Genomic DNA, 23949 nt, shown 5'->3' on the forward strand with positions numbered 1-23949 from the left:
TCCTCAGTGGAATCGGCACCCCGAGCCTAACGGCTCAAGGCGGGCAACGCCGCCCACTTCAGAGTTTCAACAGAGACCGGGACATTCCCGTGCCAAATCGACGACATCATTAGCTGCCGTATGTCGCACGCCCTCAAGGGCAATATTGGCGCAAGCGAAAGCATCTTCTCCAGCATGATGATGTTGGAAGTTCACCCCAAAGCGATGAGCGAGTGTGGACAAACGGTGGCTAGGTTCAGTCGGCCAAATCCTACGCGAAAGGGCTAACGTACATGCCGAGAGGAATTGAGGGCGGGCAAGTCCATATGCCCGCAAGGACGCATTGAGAACGGAAATATCGAAACTGGAGTTATGCGCAAGCAAAAGAGCGCCCTCCAGTTCGCTAATAAATTCATGAAATACGTCTGGAAATTCTGGTGAATCCCGCACATCGTCTTCGGTAATTCCATGAATGCTTATATTGATAGGATTGAATTGAGTTTGGCGTGGTCGAATAAGGCGATATTCGCGGCGTGTAAGAGGCCGTTTCGAAACCCTGCCAAGACCAGCCTCCATGGTTCACCCGGGACGCCCAAACCCGCGGAAATCGGGTATCATGTCATTGCGGAGCGACCATCCGAGGGGCCTTTGAACCCGCCGCAGTGAGTTTCGAAACGGACTCTNCGCCCAAACCCGCGGAAATCGGGTATCATGTCATTGCGGAGCGACCATCCGAGGGGCCTTTGAACCCGCCGCAGTGAGTTTCGAAACGGACTCTAATAGAGTCTCCTTCAATCCACGCCAACCCAATGGCGCAGGCACTGTCGCGGCTACTCGTAGCCGTTTCGAAGTCCACTGCCACGACTTTCATGCGGTCCACCACTCCGATTTTGCCACCCCAACCTAAAGGCGACAGACTTGGGACTCAACCGACCGAAATGAGATGCAACCATTCGTCTTCCGAGATTACCTTGACGCCGTGCTTTTGGGCGTCGGCGAGTTTCGAGCCCGCCTTCTGACCTGCCACAACCAGATTGGTCTTTGCGGAAACAGAACTGGAGACTTTTGCTCCCCTCTCCTCCGCCTGTGCCTGCGCTTCGGCACGAGTCAATTTTTCAAGCGATCCAGTAAAAACTATCGTCTGGCCGCCGAATATCAAATTCGTGAGATCCGGCGATTTCCACAACACATTTACCTGATTAAGAAGATCATTTACCGCTTTTCTGTTACGATCTTCTTCAAAGAATTCGATGAGGGACAAAGCAGCCACCTCTCCAACGTCGACGCCCTTGGAAAGCTTTTTGAAGGTTGGACCCGGCTGCTGTTCGACCGCGCGCGAAAGCGCGACCCTAAATACCTCATCGCTCTCGTAGTGCTCACGGAGTGCTAATCGTTGTTTCGCCGTCAATCTAAGGGTCTGGTCTCGATAAGGGCTCCACGTCTCGTCGCTATGATGCTTCTTGGCCGCTTCAATAATTTTGTCGATGGTCTTTTCGCCTATCGATTTTACCGAGTCTAGCTTGGCCCAATCATCGCCGGGCTTCTCACCGGCAGCAAGAAGAGCTGCAGTTATGACCTGATCGATGCCTCCATACTGCTTTGCCAGAGCCTTCGATGTAGTCTCTCCGACATTATCAATGCCAAAGGAAAATAGAAAACGGTCGAGTGCAACCTCACGTCGCTTTGCGATCGCGTTCAGCAAGTTTTTGACCGAAAGATCTTCCCCGCCTTTCGCTTTTGCATTTGCCTTCTTTTTCGGCTCTGGTTTTCCGGTTGCGGCACGCTTCGTTCGTGCAATTTCCTCCCGTCGTTTCGCGAGCACGTCCTTAAGCGAGTCGAACTCCAGCTTGAAGATATCAGCAGGCTCTTTAATCAACCCTGCATCGAACAGCGCTTCGATGTAGGTTTCTCCAAAGCCCTCGATATCGAAGGCGTTCCGCGACACAAAGTGCTTGAGCCGCTCTTTTCCCTGTGCCGGACAAGTTAGCCCCGCCGTGCAATGTCTCTTTGAACTATGCCTCCCTATGCGAGGATTGAACTCTCGCACCGCATGGCTGTGGCAGATCGGGCAGCGGGTCGGAAACACGTACGGTTTCGATTCCGTCTGACGCTTTTCCGGGAGGATGTCGATTACTTGGGGGATGACGTCGCCGGCGCGCTGAATGATCACCGTATCGCCAATACGAATGTCGCGGCCTTCCCGGAGGATCCCACCATCCTGACCAACGCCCTTAATGTAGTCCTCGTTGTGCAGCGTGGCGTTGGAGACGACGACGCCGCCGACGGTGACCGGGTCGAGCTTGGCGACCGGGGTCAGCGCGCCGGTGCGGCCGACCTGGATCTCGATCGCCCTCAGAACCGTCGTCGCCTGCTCGGCGGGAAACTTGTGGGCGATCGCCCAGCGCGGCGAGCGCGAGACGGAGCCGAGCCGCTTCTGCAAGGCCAGATCGTCGACCTTGTAGACGACGCCGTCGATGTCGTAGCCGAGGCTCGCGCGGCTCTCCTCGATCCGGTGATAATGCTCGATCAGCCCCTCGATCGTGTCGAAGCGGCGCATCAAATCGGTGGTGGAAAAACCGAAACCGCCCAGCGCCGCGACGACCTCCATTTGGGTCTTGCCGGGCACATCGCTCGCCTCGCCCCAGGCATAGGCGAAAAATCGCAAGGCGCGGCCACGGGTGATCCCAGCGTCGAGCTGGCGCAGCGAGCCGGCGGCGGCGTTGCGCGGATTGGCGTAGACCGGCTTCTCCTCCTCGGCCTGCCGGGCGTTGAGGGCGGCGAAGGCTGCGTGGCTCATATAGACCTCGCCGCGCACCTCGAAGATCTCCGGCGCATCGCCCTTCAGCCGGTTCGGAATGTCATCGATGGTCCGGGCGTTGCGGGTCACGTCCTCGCCGGTCGTCCCGTCGCCCCGGGTCGCCGCCGAGACGAGTTCGCCGTTCTGGTAGCGCAGCGACAGCGACAGACCGTCGATCTTGGGCTCAGCGGTGATCGCCAGGGCTGAGTCCTCGGCGAGCTTCAGGAAGCGGCGGACGCGTTTGGCGAAATCGGCGACGTCCTCATCCGAAAAAGCGTTGTCGAGCGACAGCATCGGCAACGCGTGGCGGATCTTCTCGAATTTCTCCGACACCTCCGATCCGACCCGCCGTGACGGCGAGTCCGATCGGATCAGTTCGGGAAACCGCGCCTCGATCGCGGAGTTGCGGCGGCGCAGCGCGTCGTAGTCGGCGTCCGAGATCGTCGGCGCGTCCTCGCGATAATAGCGCCCGTCGTGTTCGGCGATCTCGCGCGCCAGACGTTCGAGCTCGCTCGCCGCCTCCTGTTCATCGAGATCGTCGACCGGCTTGTCGTTCATGGCGTTCGCGATTCCCTGCCCGTTCCACACGCACCCGTCATAGCCATTCGGGCTGCGGCAGGTCGAGCGCCAAGAGCCGTTCGGCGATCTTCCTTCGCACCCACGGCAGTTGCGTCGCCAGCGGCATCGCGTAGCGCAGCAGATTGAGAATATTGGCCGACGGCGCGGCGATGACATCGGTCATTTGCCGCGTATCCTTCAGCACCCGCCGCACCGAGGGCAGCCGGCGCATCTCGTATTCGCTCTGACGCCCCTCGCTGGCGAGATAGGCGAGCCAGCCCGCATCCCAGATGCCCAGATTCATGCCGCGGCCGCCGACCGGCGAATGAACATGGGCGGCATCGCCAGCCAGGAACACCCGACCCTTGGCCATACGCTCGGCATGCCGGAAGCTGACCGAAAAGCGTGATTCCCAGGTAATCGAGGTAATGCCCTCGATTCCGGCCAGCAGCGCATCGGTGGACGGCGCGATGCCGACATAGCGGCCCGTGGTCGCACTGAGAGGCAGCAGCGCGACCGCTCCTCCGTGGCCGCCCTTCGCGGTCCTGAGATTAGCCCTGGCCGTCGAAGCCTCGACCGGCCGCTCGAAGACCACGTCGGCCAGGGCGAACTCGGCCGGATAGCCCTCGCCGCTCCAGGGAATGCCGACGTCCTCGCGCACCGCCGAATGAACGCCGTCGGCGCCAAGCACCAGATCGGCCGCCACGGTCTCGCCATTCGACAGGCTGACCCGCGGCGCGTGGGTATCGGCGAGCGAGACGAAGGCAGTATTCCATTCGACCGTGACATCATGGGCCGCGAGCCACTCGATCATCAGCCGCTCGGTGCGCCCCTGCGGCAGCGTCAGGATGAAGTTGTGACGCGTGCGGGCCGGCTTGGTCGAAATCCTGAACAGGCGCTTTCCATCGAGAGAAATCTCGGCGTTCTCAATCCGGCCGCCCTCGGCGAGCAGCCGGTCGGCTATGCCGGAGGCGGTGAGGATGTCGAGCGTCGTCGGCAGGATGCCGAGCGCCCGTGACTGTGCCGCGTCCGTCGGCCCCTCCCCGGAGTCGATGATGCGGGGATGAAAGCCACGCCGACGGAATTCGACGGCCGCGGCAAGCCCCACCGGGCCCGCGCCGACGATGAGAACGCGTTCAGGCCTCGTCATCTTCAAGCTCCCGCGCCGATCAGCCGTTCGGCGGCGGCGCGAGCCTCGTCGGTCACCGTTTCGCCGGCAAGCATGCGGGCGATCTCCTCGCGTCTCCCCGCCTCGCCGATCGGCGCGACACGGGTGGCGACCCGATCCTCGCCGGCGTCGGCGGCGGCCTTGGAAATCAGAAGATGCGTCGCGGCGCGGGCCGCAACCTGCGGCGCATGGGTTACGGCGAGCACCTGGACAGTCCCGGCCAGCCGCGCCAGGCGCCGGCCGATCGCATCGGCAACGGCGCCGCCGACGCCGGTGTCGATCTCGTCGAAGACTAGCGTCGGCGCCGATCCCCGATCGGCGAGCGCGACTTTCAGCGCCAACAGAAAACGCGACAGCTCGCCGCCGGACGCAACCTTCATCATTGCCCCGGCGCGGGTGCCGGGATTGGTGCGAACGTAGAACTCGACCGTGTCGATACCGGCGGCCGAGGGCCGGTCCGGGTCGCTTGCCATCTCGACCAGAAACGCCGCGCGATCGAGCTTGAGATCGGGGAGCTCGGCCATCACGGCGGCTTCCAGCAGCCGCGCGGCCTCCTGACGCTGTTCGGACAGCGCGGCGGCGTTGCGATCGAACAGCGTCCGTTTTTCGGCCAGTTCGGCCTCGAGCCGGGCCAAACGCTCCTCACCAGCGTCGAGATCGGCCAGGTCGCCGATCATCTTTGCTGTGAGTTCGGGCAGCGCGTCGACGGGGACCGAGAATTTGCGGCCCGCCGCCCGGAGCGCAAACAGCCGCTCCTCGGTTTCTTCCAGTGCGCGCGGATCGAATTCGAGCGAGCGCAATGCCTCTTGCAAAGCCATCTGGGCATCCGACAGCGCATCGAGGGCCACATCGAGCCGTTCGATGGTGGGATCAAGCAGGCCCGGCAGCTGATCGCGCTTGCGGTCGAGACGCTTCAGGAGACCCGCCAGCGGCGGGATCGGTGACGCGGACCCGGACAGTTCTTCATGGGCATCGTTGACGTCCGTCACGATCTTCTCGGAGCGCATCATGATCTGGCGGCGTTCGGCGAGTTCGTCCTCCTCGCCGGCGATCGGAGCGAGATCGGACAGTTCCTCGACGGCGGCGCGAATATAGTCGGCCTCACGCGCCGCGGCCTCCACCCTGGCGCGGTGCGCGCGCAGCTCCTGCTCGGTGCTCCGCCAGGCCGCGTGCGCGCCGGCCACCGCCGCCGCCTCGCGCTCGAGCCCACCATACTGATCGAGCAGGGTGCGGTGCGCTTCCGGGTCGACCAGCGCCCGGTCGGCGTGCTGGCCGTGGATTTCGACGAGGGCCTGCCCGACCTGTCGCATCAGCGCGACGCTGGCGGGACGGTCGTTGATGAAGCCACGGGTGCGACCGTCGGCGCTCTGAACGCGGCGCAGGATCACATCGCCGTCGTCGTCGAAGCCGTTCTCGTCGAGCAGCGTGCGGACGCCGAACCCGGCCGGCAGATCGAAGACCGCGGTCACCTCACCCTGCTTGGCGCCATGACGCACCAGACCGCCATCGCCCCGCCCCCCGAGCGCGAGCGAAAGCGCGTCGAGAAGGATCGACTTGCCGGCGCCGGTCTCACCCGTGAGCACGGAGAGGCCTTCGCCGAGGGCAAGGTCGAGCCGTTCGATGAGAACGATGTCGCGGATCGAAAGATGAACCAGCATGACCGGATCGTCGGTAATGAAGCGGCGCCCCAATGGCAACCGCGTTACCGAGATAGCGCATTCGGCGAGCGAGAGGATGGCGGCGGAAACGAAAAGGGCGACCGGTCGTTCAACCGGCCGCCCGACAAACTAGAAACGGTCGACCCACAGAGCAACCGGACTGCCGGGGTCAGCCGCCGGCGATCTTCCGGCCGATGGTGCCGAACCAGGACGTCGCTCCGCCTTCGCGCGGCGCAAGGCCCTTGCTCTGCAGGAGTTGGTAGGAGTCGCGATACCAGGGCGAGTCCGGATAGTTCTGACCGAGCACCGAGGCGGCGGCCTGCGCCTCGCGGGTCAGACCCATGGCGTAATAGGCTTCGGTCAGACGCGCGAGCGCCTCTTCGACCTGCCGCGATTCGGGATAAACATCGACGACGTTCTTGAAGCGGTTGATCGCGGCGACGTATTCGCGGCGTTCCAAGTAATAGCGCCCGACCTGCATCTCCTTGCCGGCCAGCTGATCGCGGGCGATTCGGACCTTGTTGCCCGCATCCTCGGCATAGACGGAGTCGGGATATTTCTCCATCACCTCGCGCATCGCAGCGGCCGCGCGGGCGGCTTCCTTCTGGTCGCGGGTAACGTCCGGGATCTGCTTATAATAGGCCAAGCCGATGATATATTGCGCGTAGGCGGCTTCCTCGCTGCCAGGGTAGAGCGAGAGATAGCGCTTGGCCGAGCTGATGGCGGCCTCGTACTCGCCGCTGCGGTAGCTGGCGAATGCGTTCATCACCAGCGCCTTGCGGGCCCATTCCGAATAGGGATGCTGGCGATCGATGGCCTCGAATTTCTTCGCAGCCTCGCCCAGACGACCACCCTCGAGATTGGCCAGGCCCTGATTGTAGAGGACGTCTGGCGGCTCTGTCTGCGCGGCAAGCGCCAAAGCCTCGACATCGGTGTTGCCGGAGGACGCACAACCGCCGAGGCCGAGGGCGGCGATTCCAAGCGCCAGACCGAGGCCGAGCCACCCCGTCCGCCAGCGGCGCGTGATCTCAATGCTGTGCGGATTGCTCATTCGTGCCGATCCCCTGCCGTTCGAAGGCCTGTTTACGCCGTGCCCTCGACGCCAGCAACGTTGAAAGCCGAACCAACCCGTCTTTTTTATGACGCGGGCACCCGGGCGAACCGTCACTTGACGTTATATTAAAGGGTCTGCGGACCGTAGGCAGGCGCGGCCACCGCAACGAGCGGCGCATGGCGAACCGGGTCGACGAGGCGTGAGGGCATCTCGACGATCTCATAGGCGCGATGGTCGGCGAGCAGTGCCTGCAGCGCCAGCGCGTTGAGCTTGTGACCGCCGCGATAGGAGCGGTAGCAGCCGAGCACGCGCGCGCCGGCAAGCGCCTGGTCACCGACCGCGTCCAGTGCCTTATGGCGAACGAACTCGTCCGTATAGCGGAGCCCGTCGGGATTGATGATCCGCCCGTCGTCGCCGATGACCACGGAATTATCGAGCGAGGAGCCCAGAGCATAGCCGGCGGCCCAGAGACGCTCGACATCCTTCATGAATCCGAAGGTGCGTGCCCGCGACAGATCCGCGGCGAAGCGATCGGCCGTGAGATCGGCGCAATAGGTCTGGCGTCCGATGACGGGGCTATCGAAATCGATCTCGATCTCGAATCGCGTGCCGTTATGCGGACGGTATTCGGCGCGGGCGCCGTTCATCTCGACGGTCACGGGCTTCAAAACGCGCAGGAAACGCCGCCTGGCGGCCTGGCTGATGATGCCCGACTCGCGAATCGCGGCGATGAAGGCGGCAGCGCATCCGTCCATGATCGGCGTCTCATGCGCATCGATCTGCACGACGACATTGTCGATGCCCATGGCATAGAGCGCCGCCATCAGATGCTCGATGGTCGCGACATGAGCGCCGCGCGGATCACCGACGACGGTGGAAAGATCCATCAGCGCGGCATTCGCCGAAATCGCCTTGATCTCGTGCAGAAGGTCGCATTTGTCGAACAGATGGAAGACGATGCCGGTATGGGCCTCGGCCGGGAGCAGGCTCAGCTGGACAGGAAGACCGCTGTGGACGCCTACGCCATCAAAGTCGACCCGCGAACCAAGCGTCTGCTGAAACATCAACACAATTGGCAACCTTTCCCGCCAACCATCAAACGAATATCCATTCGCTCTTCCTGGAGATTGGCACCCTCATCGGGAGACGCCCCGTCGACGCCCATTGACACCCCTCCCCAGGAGAATCACGCCGTCGAGATGTCTAAAACACGCTGCAACACCTAGAACGGAGCCGTTCGCCAGCCAAATCACGGATTCTTACCCGTTGTTACCGTCGACGCAGTTAACAACCACTTAAATCGTATATTTTTCAAAAGGTTAAAGAAACAAAGGCCCGCCGGTTCCGCGGCGGGCCTTGTGTCAAACTGGTAACAGTGAGGGATCAGTTGGCTTGTCGGCGCAAAAACGCAGGAATCTCAAGCTGATCGTCATCACCAATGGGACGTGGCTGGGACGCTGGTCGGGCTGCTGATTCGGCCGCCACACGCCGGGGCGCATAGGGATTTGGCTCGACGACGGCCCGACGCGGGCTCTCGGCCGGGGTCTGTCGCATTTCAGCCGGATGGGCGTCCTCTTCGTCACGGCGCGACAAGCCCGTCGTCAGCCGGCGCAGCAACCCCATCGGGCCGCGGTCCTCACCATGGTGCTCGGCGGCGCGGCTTTCGATCTCGGCGCGGACCACCGGCGGAAAATCCTCCACCCGGGGCATGCGCGGCGCCGATTGCGCGGCGGTCGGAGCCAACGAGCTGACCTGGGCGATCTCGGCTTCGAGCGCGTCGGTGAAATCGTCTTCGATCTCTTCCTCGAACTCATCCGCTGCGACTGCGGCCGTGAGAACGGGCGCCGGCTCCGCGACTTCGACATGGGTCATCGCCGATTGAGCCTGCGGCACGGCACGCGGCGCGGCGGCGGCTGGCACGGCGTGGCGGTCGGGGACGCGCCCGGCGAGGACCGTCTCGACCTTGTCGATACCGGTCGCGACCACCGAGACCCGGATGATCCCCTCCAGCGCTTCGTCGAAAGTGGCCCCAAGAATGATGTTGGCGTCCTGGTCGACCTCTTCACGGATGCGGGTCGCCGCCTCGTCCACCTCGAACAGGGTGAGATCGCGGCCACCGGTGATCGAGATCAACAGTCCCCGCGCGCCCTTCATCGACGTCTCGTCGAGCAGCGGGTTGGCGATCGCGGCTTCGGCGGCGGCCATCGCGCGGCCTTCGCCGGAGGCCTCGCCGGTACCCATCATCGCCTTGCCCATCTCGCGCATCACCGAACGCACGTCGGCGAAATCGAGATTGATCAGCCCTTCCTTGACCATCAGGTCGGTGATGCAGGCGACGCCCGAATACAGCACCTGATCAGCCATGCCGAAGGCGTCGGCGAAGGTGGTCTTGTCGTTGGCGATCCGGAACAGGTTCTGGTTCGGAATGACGATCAGCGTATCGACGTTCTTCTGCAGTTCCTCGATGCCCTCGTCGGCGATCCGCAGCCGGCGCTGGCCTTCGAAATGGAACGGCTTGGTAACGACGCCAACCGTGAGGATGCCCTTTTCCCGTGCGGCGCGCGCAACGACCGGCGCGGCGCCGGTGCCGGTTCCGCCCCCCATGCCGGCGGTGACGAAGCACATATGCGAGCCGAGGAGATGGTCGCAGACCTCGTCGATCGATTCCTCGGCGGCGGCACGGCCGACTTCCGGCTGCGAACCGGCACCGAGACCCTCGGTGACGGCGACGCCCATCTGGATGATCCGCTCGGCCTTGGACGAGCGCAGCGCCTGGGCGTCGGTGTTGGCGATCACGAACTCGACACCTTCGAGGCCGGCATTGATCATGTTGTTGACCGCATTGCAGCCGCCGCCGCCGACGCCGAAAACGGTGATGCGGGGCTTCAGCTCGGTGATGTCGGTCTTGTTCGGGTTCGTGCTCATAACCTGTTCCTCTATCGCAGTTTCGGGCCGTTTCGCCGCGCGGCCGTTCGCATTGTCAGTTGCTGCGGCGCGCGGCGCGCACCGTATGTTTTCGCGGCCGGCCGGCAGTCCGGCCGCGCTGTCTCAAAGGCTCCGCCGGAGCCAGGATCCGAAACGTCCCGTCCTGGTGTTCTGATCGAGCGCGAAAGCCGCGATCGACGATTGGCCGGTGTTCTCGCGATGGGCGACCTGCGGGTAGATCAGCAGGCCGACGGAGGTCGCGAAGGCTGGCCCCTTGTTGGATGGATTGAGCCCGGCAACCCCGACTGGTCGTCCGAGCCGGACATTGCGCTGGAGGATGCTGCGCGCCGTATCGCTCATGCCGGCAAGCTGGCTGGCGCCGCCGGTCAAGACCACGCGCTTGCCGATGACGTGGCCGAGCCCTGAGGCGGCCAGACGGTCGCGGACAAGCTCCAGGGTTTCCTCGACGCGCGGCCGGATGATCTTGGCGATCAGCGAACGCGCGACGGTGGATTTGGAGTCGTGTCCGCCCTCTTCCCCGAGCGGCACGACAGGCACCCTGTCGTCGTCCTGCATCAACTCGCTCAGAGTGCAGCCGTGCATGACCTTGAGCCGCTCCGCATCGGCTGGCCGGATCGACAGGCCGCGGGCGAGATCCATGGTGATGTGATTGCCGCCGAGTGCGACCTGATCGGCATAGACGAAGCGACCATTCTGGAAGATCGCGATGGTCGTCGCACCGCCCCCCATGTCGATGCAGGCCGACCCCATCGCCGCCTCGTCCTCGACCAATGTCGACAGCGCGCTGGCATAGGGCGTCGCCACAAAGGCCTCGACCATCAGTCGGGCGCGATTGATGACCGCCTCGAGATTGCGCAACGGCGTTTCCTCCGCGGTCAGCACATGCATGTCCGCGCCCAGCCGATTGCCGCTCATGCCGACGACCTTGTCGAGACCGCTCTCGCCGTCGATCGACAGATCGAAGGCGAGCGAATGCAACGCCACCCGGCGCTCCTCGAGCGGCAGCTTCGCGGCGAGACCGAGGACCTGCGAAACGTCGGTCTGGGAAACCTCGCCGACGATGTCGATCTCGGCGGCGCCGCGCAGGCTCTTGAGCCGGCCAGCCGTGACCGAGACGATGAGCGATTCGATGGTCAGTCCAGCCATCCGCTCCGCCGCGTCGACCGCGTGCCGGACCGACTGTTCCGCCGCGTCGAGATCGATGACCACGCCCGACTTGATGCCGTGCGAGCGCTGGTGACCGACGCCGATCACTTCGATCGTATGGGTCCGACCGGGCAGCATTTCGCTGGCGACGCGCGGCGTCAGCCGAGCGATCAGGCAGGCCACCTTTTCCGAACCGACATCGAGCACCGAGATGACCCGCGAACGGCGCTTCGGCAGCGCCTTGATACGCGGAAGTTCGTCCCGGCCACGTTGAAACACACTCATACCGGGTCATCCTTCCGGCTACGCTTGAAAATTTTCTCTCGCTCCTTCAGAGCGGCATTGCGCCGAACCAGAGCGTCGGGCGTGAGCTTGATCACGATCCGGTCGGCGAGCCGCATGTCGACGGCGGCGATATCGCGCGACAAAAGCCCGTTCTCCCGATCCATCCGCGCCACCTCGGCGAGTGCCTCCACCGGATCATCCTCGGGGAGCTCGATCGCGATGCTGTTTTCGAGCCGCAAATCCCACCGACGATTTCCCACCCGAATATACGCCTTCACCCTTGCGCGAAGCTCGGGCAACACTTCCAGTTCGTCGAGGAGCGCAGCGGCGTGGGTGGCCGCGCCGGTCCCGACGACAATAGGCAGATTGGCGAAGCGGCCGGGTTCAAAGGGGACGATCTCCTTGCCCTCGCGGTTGACCACGACGAACTCACGCCCCTTTTGCCAAACGGCGTAGGGACGATGTTCGGACAGGGTGATCCTGACCCGATCGGGAAAGATCTTGGCGACCGAGGCGCGGTCGACCCAAGGCATCGCTTCCAGTGTCTGGCGAGCCGCGGCCGGGTCGAGCGAGAACAGGCTCTGTGACCCGGTCTGCCAGAGCGCCTGCAGAACGTCGATCTCGGAAGTTTCCGAATTGCCCGTCACGTCGATCGCCTCGATCGGAAAGCCGAGCGGCTGAGCAATATTGTCGATGACGGTCACCGTATGGCCGCCCACCGACATGCCGTAGACCAGGGTCGAGCCGATCACCACGGCGGCGAGCGCCCCGAAACGCGGTATCGGCAGTCTCGCGACGCTGGTAGCGAGGCTGGAGGCCCGGCGCCCGGCGCGCAGCACACGCAAGGTCAGCTGGCTGGGCGTACCGGTCCGTACGTCGCCCTGGCGCCGGTTGGCGTTCAGCGATTGCATGAGGCGTCCTCCACCATCCAGGTCAGAAGCTCGGGGAAGGCATGGCCGGAGGCCGCGGCGATATCGGGCACCAACGAGGTCTCGGTCATGCCGGGCTGGGTGTTCACCTCCAGCCAGATCACCTCACCGCCCTCGCCGAACCGGTCGTCGTAGCGAAAATCAGAACGCGAAACGCCGCGGCAGCCGATCGCCTTGTGAGCGGCGAGCGACCATTCCTGAATGCGCCGCGCGACCTTGGCCGGAATCTTGGCCGGCACGACGTGGCTGGAGCCGCCGGGGGCATATTTGGAATCGTAATCGTAGAAGGCGTGGCCCTCGGTGGTGATCTCGCAGACTTCGAGCGCCACATCGCCCATCACCGCGCAGGTCAGTTCCCTTCCGGCGACGAAGCGTTCGACCATGACGATGTCGCCATAAGGCCATTCGTCACTGGTGAGTTCCTGCGGCGGATGAGCCTGGTCTTCGCGCACGATCAGCACGCCGAAGCTGGAGCCCTCGGCCACCGGCTTGACTACGTAGGGCGGCGACAAGACGTGTTTGCTGGCGGCGTCGAGGCGATGGCACACCTTGGCTTCGGCCACCGGCACGCCCGCCGCCTTGGCGACGGTCTTTGCCAGTTCCTTGTGCATGGCGAGCGCCGAGGCGAGCACGCCGGAATGGGTATAAGGAACCGCCAGATATTCGAGAATGCCCTGGATCGTGCCGTCCTCGCCATAGGGGCCGTGCAGGGCATTGAAGGCGACATCGGGCTTCAGCTTGACCAGCGCGTCGGCGACATCGCGGTCGACGTCAACGCGCGTCACCGCATAGCCGGCAGCCTGAAGCGCGTCGGCGCAGGCGTTGCCGGAAGCGAGGCTGACCGGCCGCTCCGACGAAAATCCACCCATCAATACCGCCACATGCTTGGCCATGAATCGCCCAATCCGTTCCTCAAACGAGGCTAGAGGCCATTCATCGCAGGCGGATGGTTAAGCGGCAGTTAACCGACTGTGGCGAAAGCAAGATTTTCGTAAGGAGATGGTTTCTGAAAGCAACTGCCGACAGGCCCGTACGCCTCATCCCCGTCCGAGAAACGGCTCCACAACATGCCCTTCGGCAAAGCGGCCGAGCCGCTTGATCTCCCAGTCGAGCCGGATGCCGGAGGTCTCGAGCACCCGCGCACGCACGGTCTCGCCGAGGCATTCCAGATCGTAGCCGGTGGCCGTGCCGGTATTGATCATGAAGTTGCAGTGCAGTTCCGACATCTGCGCCCCGCCGATAACGAGACCGCGGCAACCGGCCTTGTCGACTTCCTTCCAGGCGGAGGTTCCCGGCGGGTTCTTGAAGGTAGAACCGCCGGTCTTCTCGCGGATCGGCTGGACCGTTTCGCGGTGCTCCTGGACCTCGTCCATCTTCGCGCGGATGTCGTCCTTGTCCGCCGCATATCCGTCGAAGATCGCCGAGGTGAAGATCAGCTCTGGCGCCGCGTCGGAATGCCGATAGGCATAACCCATCTCGGCATTCGCCAGGACATGGACATTGCCATTGCGGTCGAGCGCGCGGACTTCTCGGACGCGCTCGCAGGTCTCGACGCCGTTGGCACCGGCGTTCATGCGAAGCGCCCCGCCGACCGCGCCGGGAATGCCATGATAGAAATGAAACCCGCCGATGCCGGCTTCCCGCGCCGTCGCGGCAAGCCGTTTGTTGGGCGTCGCGGCGCCAGCGCGGATCGCCGTATCGCCGATTGCCTCGGCCGTGCCGAAGCCTTTGGCGGACAGGCGGATGACGACGCCGGGCACGCCGCCGTCGCGCACCAACAAGTTGGAACCGATACCGACGACAAGGACGGGCACCTCGTCGGGCAAGGCCGCCAAAAACGCGGCGAGATCCTCCTCGTCCGCCGGTTGAAACAGCAGCTCTGCCGGGCCGCCGGCCCGAAACCAGGTGATCTTGTCCATGCCCGCGCCTGGCGTCAGTCTGCCGCGAACACCGCTGAGCCGATCGCCGAGCCCTGCCAGCATTGTCTCGCCATCCATCAACTGCCGCCTCCGTTGAGTGCGGCCAGCTCCTTCGGCAGCGCATAGGCCCACTGGGTGATCGAGCCGGCGCCAAGGCAAACGACCATGTCGTCCGACTTGGCTATCCCATGGATCAACGGCGCAAGGTCCTCTGGCCCACCAATCAGGCGGGCGTCGCGGTGTCCGCCAAGCTTGAGACGTTCGACCAGGATTTCCGAGCTGACAAAACCGATCGGTTCCTCGCCTGCGGCGTAGACCGGCGCAATGATCACCGTGTCGGCGTCGTTGAAGCAGGCCGCGAAATCAGGGAACAGCGCCTGCAGCCGAGAATAACGATGCGGCTGCACGACGGCGATGACCCGCCCCTTCGCCGAGGCTCGCGCCGCTGCCAGAACAGCGCGAATCTCGACCGGGTGGTGGCCGTAGTCGTCGTAGATGTCGACGCCGCCGACATTGCCCGTATGGGTGAAGCGGCGCTTGACGCCGCTGAAGCCATCAAGTCCCTTGCGGATCGCGTCCGCCGGGATGTTCAGCCGATGCGCCACTGCGATCGCGGCCGTCGCGTTGGAAACGTTATGGCGGCCCGGCATCGGCAGGACGAGGTTCTCGATCTGCTCGGCGGCCCCGGTCACCCGATCGCGAATGGTAATGTCGAAGCGGGATTTCGGGCCTTCGACCTGCAGGTTCTCGAACCGCACGTCCGCCTGGGGGCTCTCGCCATAGGTGATGACCCGGCGATCCTCGATCTCGGAGATCAGCGTCTGCACCACTGGGTGATCGATGCACATCACCGCAAAACCGTAGAACGGCACGTTCTCGACGAATGTCCGAAACGCCGCTCGGACGGCGTCGAAGGTGCCATAATGGTCGAGATGCTCGGGATCGATGTTGGTGACGACGGCGACATCGGCCGGCAGCTTCAGGAAAGTGCCGTCGGATTCGTCCGCCTCGACGACCATCCAGTCGCCCTCGCCCATTCGCGCATTGGTGCCGTAGGCGTTGATGATACCGCCGTTGACGACGGTCGGGTCGAGACCGCCGGCGTCGAGCAGCGTCGCCACCATCGAGGTCGTGGTGGTCTTGCCATGGGTGCCGCCGATGGCGATCGCCTGGCGGAAGCGCATCAGTTCGGCCAGCATCTCGGCGCGCCGGACGATCGGCAGCAGCCGCTCGCGGGCCGCTTCGAGCTCCGGATTCGAGCGCTTGATCGCGGTCGAGACGACCACCACCTCGGCGAGACCCAGATTTTCGGCGGCGTGGCCGACGGCGACATGGACTCCCAGCTCGCGCAGGCGCTGAACGTTGGCGTTTTCACTCTGGTCGGAACCCTGGACGGTGTAGCCGAGATTGAGCAGCACCTCGGCGATGCCGCTCATCCCGATACCGCCAATCCCGATGAAGTGGACCGGTCCGATGTTCGGCGGCATTTTCATGGCCGCATCCCCCTGTATTATAAAGAATTTCGGTTCAATCGCCGGCCCGGGGCATAGCCGCAACGAGGTCGGCAAGCAACCGCGCCGCATCGGGAATACCCGTCGCCTTCGCCGCCGCGGCCATGGTTGAAGCCCTTTGCGGATCGCTGGCAATCTCCGCGATGAGGCCGGCCAGCCGGTCGGCGGAAAGCTCCGCCTGCCGCACGACCAGCGCGCCGCCCTCGGCCTCGAGCTTGGCGGCATTCGCGGCCTGATCATGGTCGAGGGCATAGGGATAAGGCACCAGGATCGCTGGTCGCCCGATCACCGCCAATTCGGACACCGTAGAGGCGCCCGAGCGGCTGATCACCAGATGCGCGGCGCCCAGCCGTTCGGCCATGTCGGTGAAGAACGGCGCCACCGTCGCCGGAATGCCGCGCTCCTCATAGAATTGCCTGACGCTCGCCTCGTCGTCGCTGCGCGCCTGCTGGGTGACGACGAGGCGCTTTCGCAGTTCCTCGGGCAGGCGATCGATGGCTGCGGGAATGCGCTCGGAAAAGAACTGCGCGCCCTGGCTTCCCCCGAAAACCACCAGATTGAACCGCTCATCCGGCTCGGCCGGCCGGTATGGGATCTTCGCCGCCTCCAGGATCGGCGGACGCACCGGGTTTCCAGTCACGGTCATCTTGCTAGCAACCGCCGGATCGGCCTTGTCCTGCGGAATCCCGGCGGCGATGCGATCGACACGGGAGCCGAGGAAGCGGTTCGCGCGTCCCATCACCGCGTTCTGCTCATGGATCAGCGTCGGCCGGCCAGCGCGGAGCGCTGCCATCAGCGGCGGCACCGTCGGATAACCGCCGAATCCGACGACGACCGCCGGTCGCAGACGACGCACCAGATCGCCGGCTTCGCGGAAGCCCCGCCACAGCGTCCACAGGGCGGATGCGACCTTGAGCGGGTTTTTCGACGCGAAGGTTGCCGAGCGCACCCGATGCACGGCCTTGACCGGAAAACGCTCGGCGAAACGGCCGGCACGGTCGTCGGTGACGAGATGAACCTCGAAGCCGCGCGCAACGAGCTCATGTGCCAGGGCTTCGGCCGGAAAGAGATGGCCGCCGGTGCCGCCAGCGGAGAGAAGGATCGTTGTCATTGCGGAAAAAGGTCGCCTCTTCGGGTCGGAGTTGGCCTCGTTGCCATTGCTTCGTGTGGCTAAAACCGCAGAGAACGCGACCAACTCGCTCACACAATGCGAAAGCGCGCCAGCCGTTCCGCCCAGGATTGATAAAAGCGGAGAGCCATCCGACTCACAGTATCAGCGAAAACGGGCGCTCAAGCGCTCGAAAACGGGCGCTCAAGCGCTAGAGCCGGTCCCCGCCCCTTGCCTCACGCGGCGTGCAACTGGAAGGTCCGCTCCATCAGCCGGTCGGTATGCGAGCGGTTCTCCGGCCGTCGCCGCGTCAGCGCAAGGATGAACCCCGCCGATATGGCGATCGCCAGCATCGACGAGCCACCATAGGAAATGAAGGGCAGCGTCATGCCCTTCGCCGGCATCAATTGCAGATTCACCGCCATGTTGATGATCGACTGCAAGCCAATGAGCAGCACCAGACCGGAAATCGCCAACCGGTCGAAGATATCGCGCTGGGCGAGCGCCGAGGATAGGCCTCGGATCACGATAAAGGCGAATATCGAGGCCACCAGCATGCAGGCGATAATGCCGAATTCCTCGGCAAGAACCGCAAACGCGAAATCGGTGTGGCTATCGGGAAGCATGCGTTTGACCGTGCCCTCGCCCGGACCCTGGCCAAACCAACCGCCGCGCATGATCGCCTCGCGCGCGGTGTCGGTCTGGAAGGTGTCGCCCTCGCCGGTCATAAACCGATCGATGCGGCTGGCAACGTGGGGAAACGCGACATAGGCGAGAAAAGAGCCACCGAGGGCGACGCCCCCGAGCAGCGCGATCCACAACCATGGCATGCCGGCCATGAAGAACAAGCCGCCCCAGGCGGCCGTCGCGAGTATGGTCTGGCCGAGGTCGGGCTGCGCCACGAGCAGCGCGACGACCACGAGAAGCAGGATCAGCGCGAACAGATTGCCCGGAATCTCGGGGCGGCGTTGCTTCTCGGCGAACAGCCAGGCGCAGATCACTACAAAGGCCGGCTTCATGAATTCCGACGGCTGGATGTTGAGCGGACCGAAATCGATCCAGCGGCGCGAGCCCTTGATCTCCATGCCGACGAACAGCGCCAACACCATCAGCATGAGCGACGCCGCCAAAATCAGCAACGAGGCGCGGCGCACACCACGCGAGCTTAGCAGCGAACAACCGAACATGACCAAAGCCGTTGGGATGAGGAAGGCGGCATGGCGCTTGACGAAGTGGAAGGGTTCGACGCCGATGCGCTCGGCGACCGGGGGGCTGGCGGCGAAGGAAAACACCAGGCCGCCGACCAGAAGTATCAGGAAGGCCGCCAAGAACCAGCGATCGACGCCCCACCACCACTCGCTGATCACGCCTCGTTTGACCCGGCTCGTCATGATTCCCCCTTGTGCGCCATCTCGATGCCCGCGAGCGCGCCCACCGCCTCGCGGAACGCATCGCCCCGCACTTCGAAATTGCGAAACTGGTCGAAACTGGCGCAGGCCGGGGACAGGAGTATGACGCTCTCCTGCCCGGACGCACCTTCGCTCGCCTCGGCGTCGGCCGCCGCGTGTTCGACCGCGATGGCAAGCGTACCGGAGATTTCGTAAGGAATTCGTTTACCAAGAGTCGCGGCAAAGGCAGGCGCCGCCTCGCCGATCAAATAGGCCTTGGCGATCCGTGGAAAAAACGGCGCCAGCGCCGCGATACCGCCGTCCTTCGCCAGTCCCCCGGCGATCCAGTGGATGCGCGGGAAGGCCGCGAGCGCCGGCGCGACCGCTTCGGCATTGGTGGCCTTGGAATCATTGACGAAGAGAACCCGGCCGCGACGCCCGACCTCCTCCATGCGGTGCGCCAGCCCTGGGAAACTTTCCAGACCCGCGCGAATTTCCGCGCCCGACAATCCAACAGCGGTCAGGGCGGCAACCGCCGCGGCGGCGTTTTGGGCATTATGGCGACCGCGCAGGGAACCGATCGCGGAAAGGTCGAAGAAGGCCTCCTCAGTTCCCCTCACGCGGCGCCGGAGAACCCGACCGTCGAAGTCGACCCCGGGGCCTTGCAATTCCCCTTGCGAAATCCGCACGACGGTCCTGCCATCGGATTCCAGTTCGTCGGCGATCTGCCGACACGGCGCGTCATCGACGCCAACGACGGCCAGACCGGAACCGGCGACGAGGCGGGCCTTGATCGCGGCGTAATTGCCCATCGATCCATGCCGGTCGAGATGGTCAGGCGTCAGGTTGAGCAGGATGCCCACCGAGGGCTCCAGCGTCGGCGCCAGGTCGATCTGATAAGACGAACACTCGACGACGTAGTGGCGCTCGGGCGCCGGCGGTTCGAGCGTCATTACGGCGACGCCGATATTGCCGCCGAACTGCGTGTCCCGCCCGCTCCAGCGCAGGCAATGGGCAATCAATGCGGTGGTCGTCGACTTGCCGTTGGTGCCGGTGATCGCGATGAAAGGCGATGTCGGCGCGATCGCGCGGCGCTCGCGACTGAACAACTCGATGTCGCCGATCACCTCGACGCCGGCGGCGCGGGCAAGTTCCACGGTCCAGTGGGGCTTGGGATGAGTGAGCGGCACACCGGGCGATAGGACAAAGGCGCTAAAACGCGACCAATCGGCGTCGCGCAGATCGCCCGTCGGGATTGCCTCGGCGCGCGCGGCTTCGACACTCGCCGGATTGTCGTCGAAGGCGACAACGTTTGCGCCACCCTCGACCAACGCGCGTGCCGTCGCGCGGCCGGAGCTGCCGAGCCCGAACAGGGCGACCGATTGTCCGGAAAAGGAACGCGCCGGGATCATCGTCTCACCGCAGTTTCAGGGTCGACAGGCCGACGAAGGCCAACATGAACGCGATGATCCAGAAGCGCACGACGACCTGGCTTTCGGTCCAACCGAGCTTTTCGAAATGATGGTGGATCGGCGCCATCAGGAAGACCCGCTTGCCGGTCAGCTTGAACGAGGCGACCTGGATGATCACCGACAGCGCCTCGATGACGAACAGGCCGCCGATGATCGCCAGCACCAGTTCATGCTTGGTCGCGACGGCGATCGTGCCGGTCATCCCGCCGAGGGCGAGCGAGCCGGTGTCGCCCATGAAGATCGCCGCCGGCGGCGCGTTGAACCACAGGAAGCCAAGTCCGGCGCCGATGACCGCGCCGCAGAGCGGCGCCAGTTCGCCGGTGCCGACGACATAGTGGATCTGCAGATAATTGGAGAAGTTCACATTGCCGGCGATATAGGCGATGAGGCCGAAGGCGGCGGCCGCGATCATGATCGGCACGATCGCCAACCCGTCCAGCCCGTCGGTCAAGTTCACCGCGTTGGCGGATCCGACCACGACGAAAGCCGCGAAGCCGACATAGAACCAGCCGAGATCCAGGAGAAAGGATTTCACGAAGGGGAAAGCCAGCGACGTGGCGAAACTGCCGGTTCCAGCATAGACGATCAGGACCGACGCCGCGATCGCGATCAAGAATTCCAGAGCCAGGCGAGACTTGCCGGAAAAACCCTTGTCGTTCTGCCTCGTCACTTTCAGATAGTCGTCGTAAAACCCGATCGCCCCGAAGCCGACCGTGACCAGCAGCACCGTCCAGACGTAGAGGTTGCTCAGATCCGCCCACAGCATCGCTGAGACAAGAAAACCCGAAAGAATCATCAGCCCGCCCATAGTTGGCGTGCCGGCCTTCTTGAAATGGGTCTGCGGGCCGTCGGCGCGGATCGGCTGGCCTTTGCCCTGCCGAATGCGCAAATTGGCGATGATCGCCGGGCCGAACAGAAACACAACGATGAAGCCGGTGATCATCGACGCACCGGTTCGGAATGTGATGTAGCGAAAGACATTGAAGAGTGGAAAGTCGGCGCCGAACTGGCCGAGATAAGCGATCATCGGGCAGCTCCAGCCGGGTCGATCTTGTCAGGGACCGGCGCCGCGCCGGTGGATGTCTGCGGCGGATAGGTCGTCAGCATCCTATCCACCAAGGCGGTGAAGCCGATGCTTTTCGAGGCCTTTACCATAACGACGTCGCCAGCGCGGATCATCGTCAACAGGCTCTTAAGGAGTTCGTCGACGCTGTCATGCCATTCGCGGTCGACCCGACCTTCCAGCACGTCGTCGAGCGCCTTCATCTCATCCCCGGCGAGAAAGGCCCGATCAACGCCCGCCTCGGCGATCGGCGCGGCGAGATCGGCGTGCTGCGCCGGCGCGTGCTCGCCCAGTTCCAGCATGTCGCCAAGAACAGCGATGCGGCGACCACCCTCCCCGACCGCCGCAGCCTTCAAGACGTCGAGCGCGGCTCGCATCGAGGCCGGGTTGGCGTTGTAGCTGTCGTCGATGAGTTCGATCGAACCGCCGCCCGGCATCGGCAGCTGCGAGCGCGCGCCGCGTCCCTTGACCGCGTGCCAGCTCGACAGCGCCGCCGCCACCGTCTGGACATCCGCACCGGCAAGCTTGGCCGCGCCGAGCACGGCAAGGATATTCTGTGCCATGTGCCGGCCGCTGGAGGTCAGATGCAGCCGGACCGGTTCGCCACCGATGACCGCCTCGATCGCCGCGCCCTCAGCCGTCGTTTCGAAGCGGGCCAACGCGAAATCGGCGCCGCTCGCCTCGCCGAAGGTCGCGATCGCGGTGACGCCCGCCTTGCGGGCCATGGTCGCCAGCGGTCCACAATGGGGATCATCGGCATTGAGGATCGCGGTGCCGCCCGTGACGAGCCCTTCGAAGATCTCGGCCTTCGCCTCGGCGATCTCCTCGAGGTCGCGGAAGTGGCCGAGATGAGCGGGGGCGATCAGCGTGATGATCGCCAGATGCGGCCGCACTAGTTTGACCAGCGGCCGGATTTCGCCCGCATGGTTCATGCCGATCTCGAAGATCGCGAAGCGACTGTCGGCCGGCATCCGGGCCAGGCTCAGCGGCACGCCCCAGTGATTGTTGAACGAAGCCGCGCTCGCATGGACGCGGCCGACCGCCGAAAGGCTGTGGCGCAGTGCATCCTTGGTGGTCGTCTTGCCGACGCTGCCGGTCACCGCGATGATCTTCGCGCTCGAACGGGCGCGGGCGGCTTCGCCCAGGCGCGACAGGGCATGCAACACGTCGTCGACGACCAGCAACGGTGACTGAACGCTGCCGAGCGCCGGCAATTTGTGCTCGGCCACCACGTGCAGAGCAGCGCCGGCTTTCGTCGCTGCCGTCAGAAAGTCATGGCCGTCGAACCGCTCGCCCTGGATGGCGAAGAAGGCCTCGCCCTCACCGAGCGTGCGGGTATCGATGGAAATGCCAGAGATCGAGGCTGGCAGGTCGCCGACCGGTCGCGCGTTCATCGCCGCGATCAAGGCGGATGTCTCCCAAAGCGCTTCGCTCATCGGCCCGCCTCCGAGATCGCCGCGCGAACCTCTTCATGGTCGCTGAAATGGTGGGTAACGTCGCCGACGGTCTGGCCAATCTCGTGCCCCTTGCCGGCGACCACGACCGTGTCGCCGGAATGCGCCTGCCGGACCGCCTCGCGAATGGCCGCGCGGCGATCGGCGATTTCGGTCGCGCCAGGGGCCGCCGCCATGATCGCTGCCCGGATCGCCGCCGCGTCTTCCGAGCGCGGATTGTCGTCGGTGACGATGACCACATCGGCCAGTCTCGCGGCGATTTCGCCCATCATCGGGCGCTTGGCCCGATCGCGGTCGCCGCCACAGCCGATGACCGCGACGACACGGCCGGTGGTGAAAGGGCGCACCGACGCCAGCACGTTCTCGAGCGCATCCGGCTTGTGCGCGTAATCGACGAAGACCGGAGCCCCCTCAGCCGTCGTGCCGGCCAGATCCAGCCGGCCGGACGCGCCTTTCAAGGTCTCCAACGCGGCCAGCGCGGCACCTGTCGCAACGCCGGTGGCGATTGCGAGCCCGGCGGCCACCAGGGCGTTGGACATCTGGAACTCGCCCGCCAGCGGCAGGACGATGCGATGGATACGACCCTGGGCCTCGATTTCCGCGACCTGGCAATGCCGCTGGTGCTCGAGCCTTTTCAATGTGAGAAAGCCGCCGTTTCGCCCGACGGTCAACACGTTCGCGCCGACACCTGTTGCGACCTCGATCGCCCGGCCTGACCAGCGGTCGTCGGCGAAGATCACTGCCGGAGCCCCCTTCGGCAGGAGGGTCGTAAACAGCCGCATCTTGGCGCCGAAGTAGGACTCGGCGTCGGGGTGATAGTCCAGATGGTCATGGCCGAGATTGCTGAACCCCGCCGCCGCGAGCCGGACACCGTCGAGTCGGCGCTGATCGAGGCCGTGGCTCGACGCTTCCATCGCCGCGTGGGTAACGCCTTCGGCCGCCAGGTCGGCCATCAGCTTCGCAAGCGCGACCGGATCGGGCGTCGTCAGCGTGCCGTATTCGTCGCGGCTCGGCGAAACGACGCCGGTCGTGCCGATCGAAGCGGCGGCGATCCCCTGGCTGGCCCAGATCTGGCGGACGAAGGTGGTGATCGAGGTCTTGCCGGCCGTGCCGGTGACGGCGACGACCTGCTCGGGCTGCGCGCCATAGTACCTGGCGGCCATGACGGCGATGGCGTGACGCGGATCGTCAGCACGCAGGATAGGCAGGCGTGATTCGATCGCCGCGTCGTTCGCCGCGAGAATGGCGACCGCGCCGCTGGACTCTGCCGCGGCGACGAATCGCGCGCCATCGGCCCGGGTTCCCGACAAAGCCGCGAACAGAAATCCGTCGCCGACGCTGCGGGAATCAGCCGACAGTCCGGCGATCTCCGGATCGTCTGCACCGCCGGTCATGGCCAGGCCGTCTGCGAGTTGGGATAGCTTCATTCACCAATATCCGCGCTGTACCGAATGGCCGGCGCATCCCTCGCCGACTCGTCGGACTTCTATAACTTGCGGGCCGCTTGGTGAAGG

At 64.5% G+C, this 23949-nt stretch carries 18 protein-coding genes; all 18 read right to left on the bottom strand.

The features are described from left to right. Window positions 1-66: 66 nt before the first annotated feature. The 18 genes from VQ044_RS25670 to VQ044_RS12895 all read right to left on the bottom strand — a co-directional run bounded on the left by VQ044_RS25670 (window position 67) and on the right by VQ044_RS12895 (window position 23862). The gene (locus tag VQ044_RS25670; RefSeq protein ID WP_442873820.1) at window positions 67-555 is read right to left on the bottom strand and encodes an exonuclease domain-containing protein; all 489 of its coding nucleotides are present in this window, start codon (window positions 553-555) and stop codon (window positions 67-69) included. Between the two features lie 349 nt (window positions 556-904). Beyond that, window positions 905-3334, bottom strand: a complete 2430-nt coding sequence (gene ligA / locus VQ044_RS12815) for an NAD-dependent DNA ligase LigA (RefSeq protein ID WP_327647612.1) — start codon at window positions 3332-3334, stop codon at window positions 905-907. A 37-nt stretch (window positions 3335-3371) separates the two neighbouring features. Next, window positions 3372-4484, bottom strand: a complete 1113-nt coding sequence (locus tag VQ044_RS12820; RefSeq protein WP_327647614.1) for an FAD-dependent oxidoreductase — start codon at window positions 4482-4484, stop codon at window positions 3372-3374. 2 nt (window positions 4485-4486) lie between these two features. Further along, the gene (gene recN, locus VQ044_RS12825; RefSeq protein ID WP_327647615.1) at window positions 4487-6160 is read right to left on the bottom strand and encodes a DNA repair protein RecN; all 1674 of its coding nucleotides are present in this window, start codon (window positions 6158-6160) and stop codon (window positions 4487-4489) included. Window positions 6161-6329: 169 nt separating this feature from the next. Further along, a complete protein-coding gene (locus VQ044_RS12830) occupies window positions 6330-7211 on the bottom strand; it encodes an outer membrane protein assembly factor BamD (protein WP_327647616.1) in 882 nt (293 codons plus the stop codon). A gap of 128 nt (window positions 7212-7339) precedes the next feature. Further along, window positions 7340-8278, bottom strand: a complete 939-nt coding sequence (gene lpxC / locus VQ044_RS12835) for a UDP-3-O-acyl-N-acetylglucosamine deacetylase (protein ID WP_327623045.1) — start codon at window positions 8276-8278, stop codon at window positions 7340-7342. A gap of 319 nt (window positions 8279-8597) precedes the next feature. Further along, on the bottom strand, window positions 8598-10139 hold the full coding sequence (gene ftsZ / locus VQ044_RS12840; RefSeq protein WP_327647617.1) for a cell division protein FtsZ: 1542 nt from the start codon (window positions 10137-10139) through the stop codon (window positions 8598-8600). A gap of 123 nt (window positions 10140-10262) precedes the next feature. Then, a complete protein-coding gene (gene ftsA / locus VQ044_RS12845; protein ID WP_327647619.1) occupies window positions 10263-11591 on the bottom strand; it encodes a cell division protein FtsA in 1329 nt (442 codons plus the stop codon). Further along, window positions 11588-12502, bottom strand: a complete 915-nt coding sequence (locus VQ044_RS12850) for a cell division protein FtsQ/DivIB (RefSeq protein ID WP_327647620.1) — start codon at window positions 12500-12502, stop codon at window positions 11588-11590. The genes ftsA and VQ044_RS12850 overlap by 4 nt, the downstream gene beginning before the upstream one ends. Further along, window positions 12490-13413 (bottom strand): D-alanine--D-alanine ligase, encoded by a 924-nt coding sequence (locus VQ044_RS12855; protein WP_327647622.1) that lies wholly within the window; start codon window positions 13411-13413, stop codon window positions 12490-12492. Before VQ044_RS12855 ends, VQ044_RS12850 begins: the two co-directional genes overlap by 13 nt. A 144-nt stretch (window positions 13414-13557) precedes the next feature. Further along, window positions 13558-14517, bottom strand: coding sequence for a UDP-N-acetylmuramate dehydrogenase (gene murB / locus VQ044_RS12860; protein ID WP_327647624.1), 960 nt, complete (start codon window positions 14515-14517; stop codon window positions 13558-13560). Further along, the gene (gene murC / locus VQ044_RS12865; protein ID WP_327647625.1) at window positions 14517-15932 is read right to left on the bottom strand and encodes a UDP-N-acetylmuramate--L-alanine ligase; all 1416 of its coding nucleotides are present in this window, start codon (window positions 15930-15932) and stop codon (window positions 14517-14519) included. The genes murB and murC overlap by 1 nt, the downstream gene beginning before the upstream one ends. 34 nt (window positions 15933-15966) lie before the next feature. After that, a complete protein-coding gene (gene murG, locus VQ044_RS12870; protein WP_327647627.1) occupies window positions 15967-17061 on the bottom strand; it encodes an undecaprenyldiphospho-muramoylpentapeptide beta-N-acetylglucosaminyltransferase in 1095 nt (364 codons plus the stop codon). A gap of 233 nt (window positions 17062-17294) precedes the next feature. Further along, the gene (ftsW, locus tag VQ044_RS12875) at window positions 17295-18449 is read right to left on the bottom strand and encodes a putative lipid II flippase FtsW (protein ID WP_327623037.1); all 1155 of its coding nucleotides are present in this window, start codon (window positions 18447-18449) and stop codon (window positions 17295-17297) included. Further along, on the bottom strand, window positions 18446-19858 hold the full coding sequence (murD, locus tag VQ044_RS12880) for a UDP-N-acetylmuramoyl-L-alanine--D-glutamate ligase (protein ID WP_327623036.1): 1413 nt from the start codon (window positions 19856-19858) through the stop codon (window positions 18446-18448). Before murD ends, ftsW begins: the two co-directional genes overlap by 4 nt. 4 nt (window positions 19859-19862) lie before the next feature. Next, entirely contained in the window at window positions 19863-20945 is a 1083-nt protein-coding gene (mraY, locus tag VQ044_RS12885) for a phospho-N-acetylmuramoyl-pentapeptide-transferase (protein ID WP_327647629.1), read from the bottom strand. After that, entirely contained in the window at window positions 20942-22417 is a 1476-nt protein-coding gene (locus VQ044_RS12890) for a UDP-N-acetylmuramoylalanyl-D-glutamyl-2,6-diaminopimelate--D-alanyl-D-alanine ligase (RefSeq protein WP_327647630.1), read from the bottom strand. The genes mraY and VQ044_RS12890 overlap by 4 nt, the downstream gene beginning before the upstream one ends. Further along, a complete protein-coding gene (locus tag VQ044_RS12895) occupies window positions 22414-23862 on the bottom strand; it encodes a UDP-N-acetylmuramoyl-L-alanyl-D-glutamate--2,6-diaminopimelate ligase (RefSeq protein WP_327647631.1) in 1449 nt (482 codons plus the stop codon). The genes VQ044_RS12890 and VQ044_RS12895 overlap by 4 nt, the downstream gene beginning before the upstream one ends. Window positions 23863-23949: the final 87 nt, after the last annotated feature.

This window comes from Aurantimonas sp. C2-5-R2 (assembly GCF_036549495.1).
GTDB lineage: Bacteria > Pseudomonadota > Alphaproteobacteria > Rhizobiales > Rhizobiaceae > Aurantimonas > Aurantimonas coralicida_A.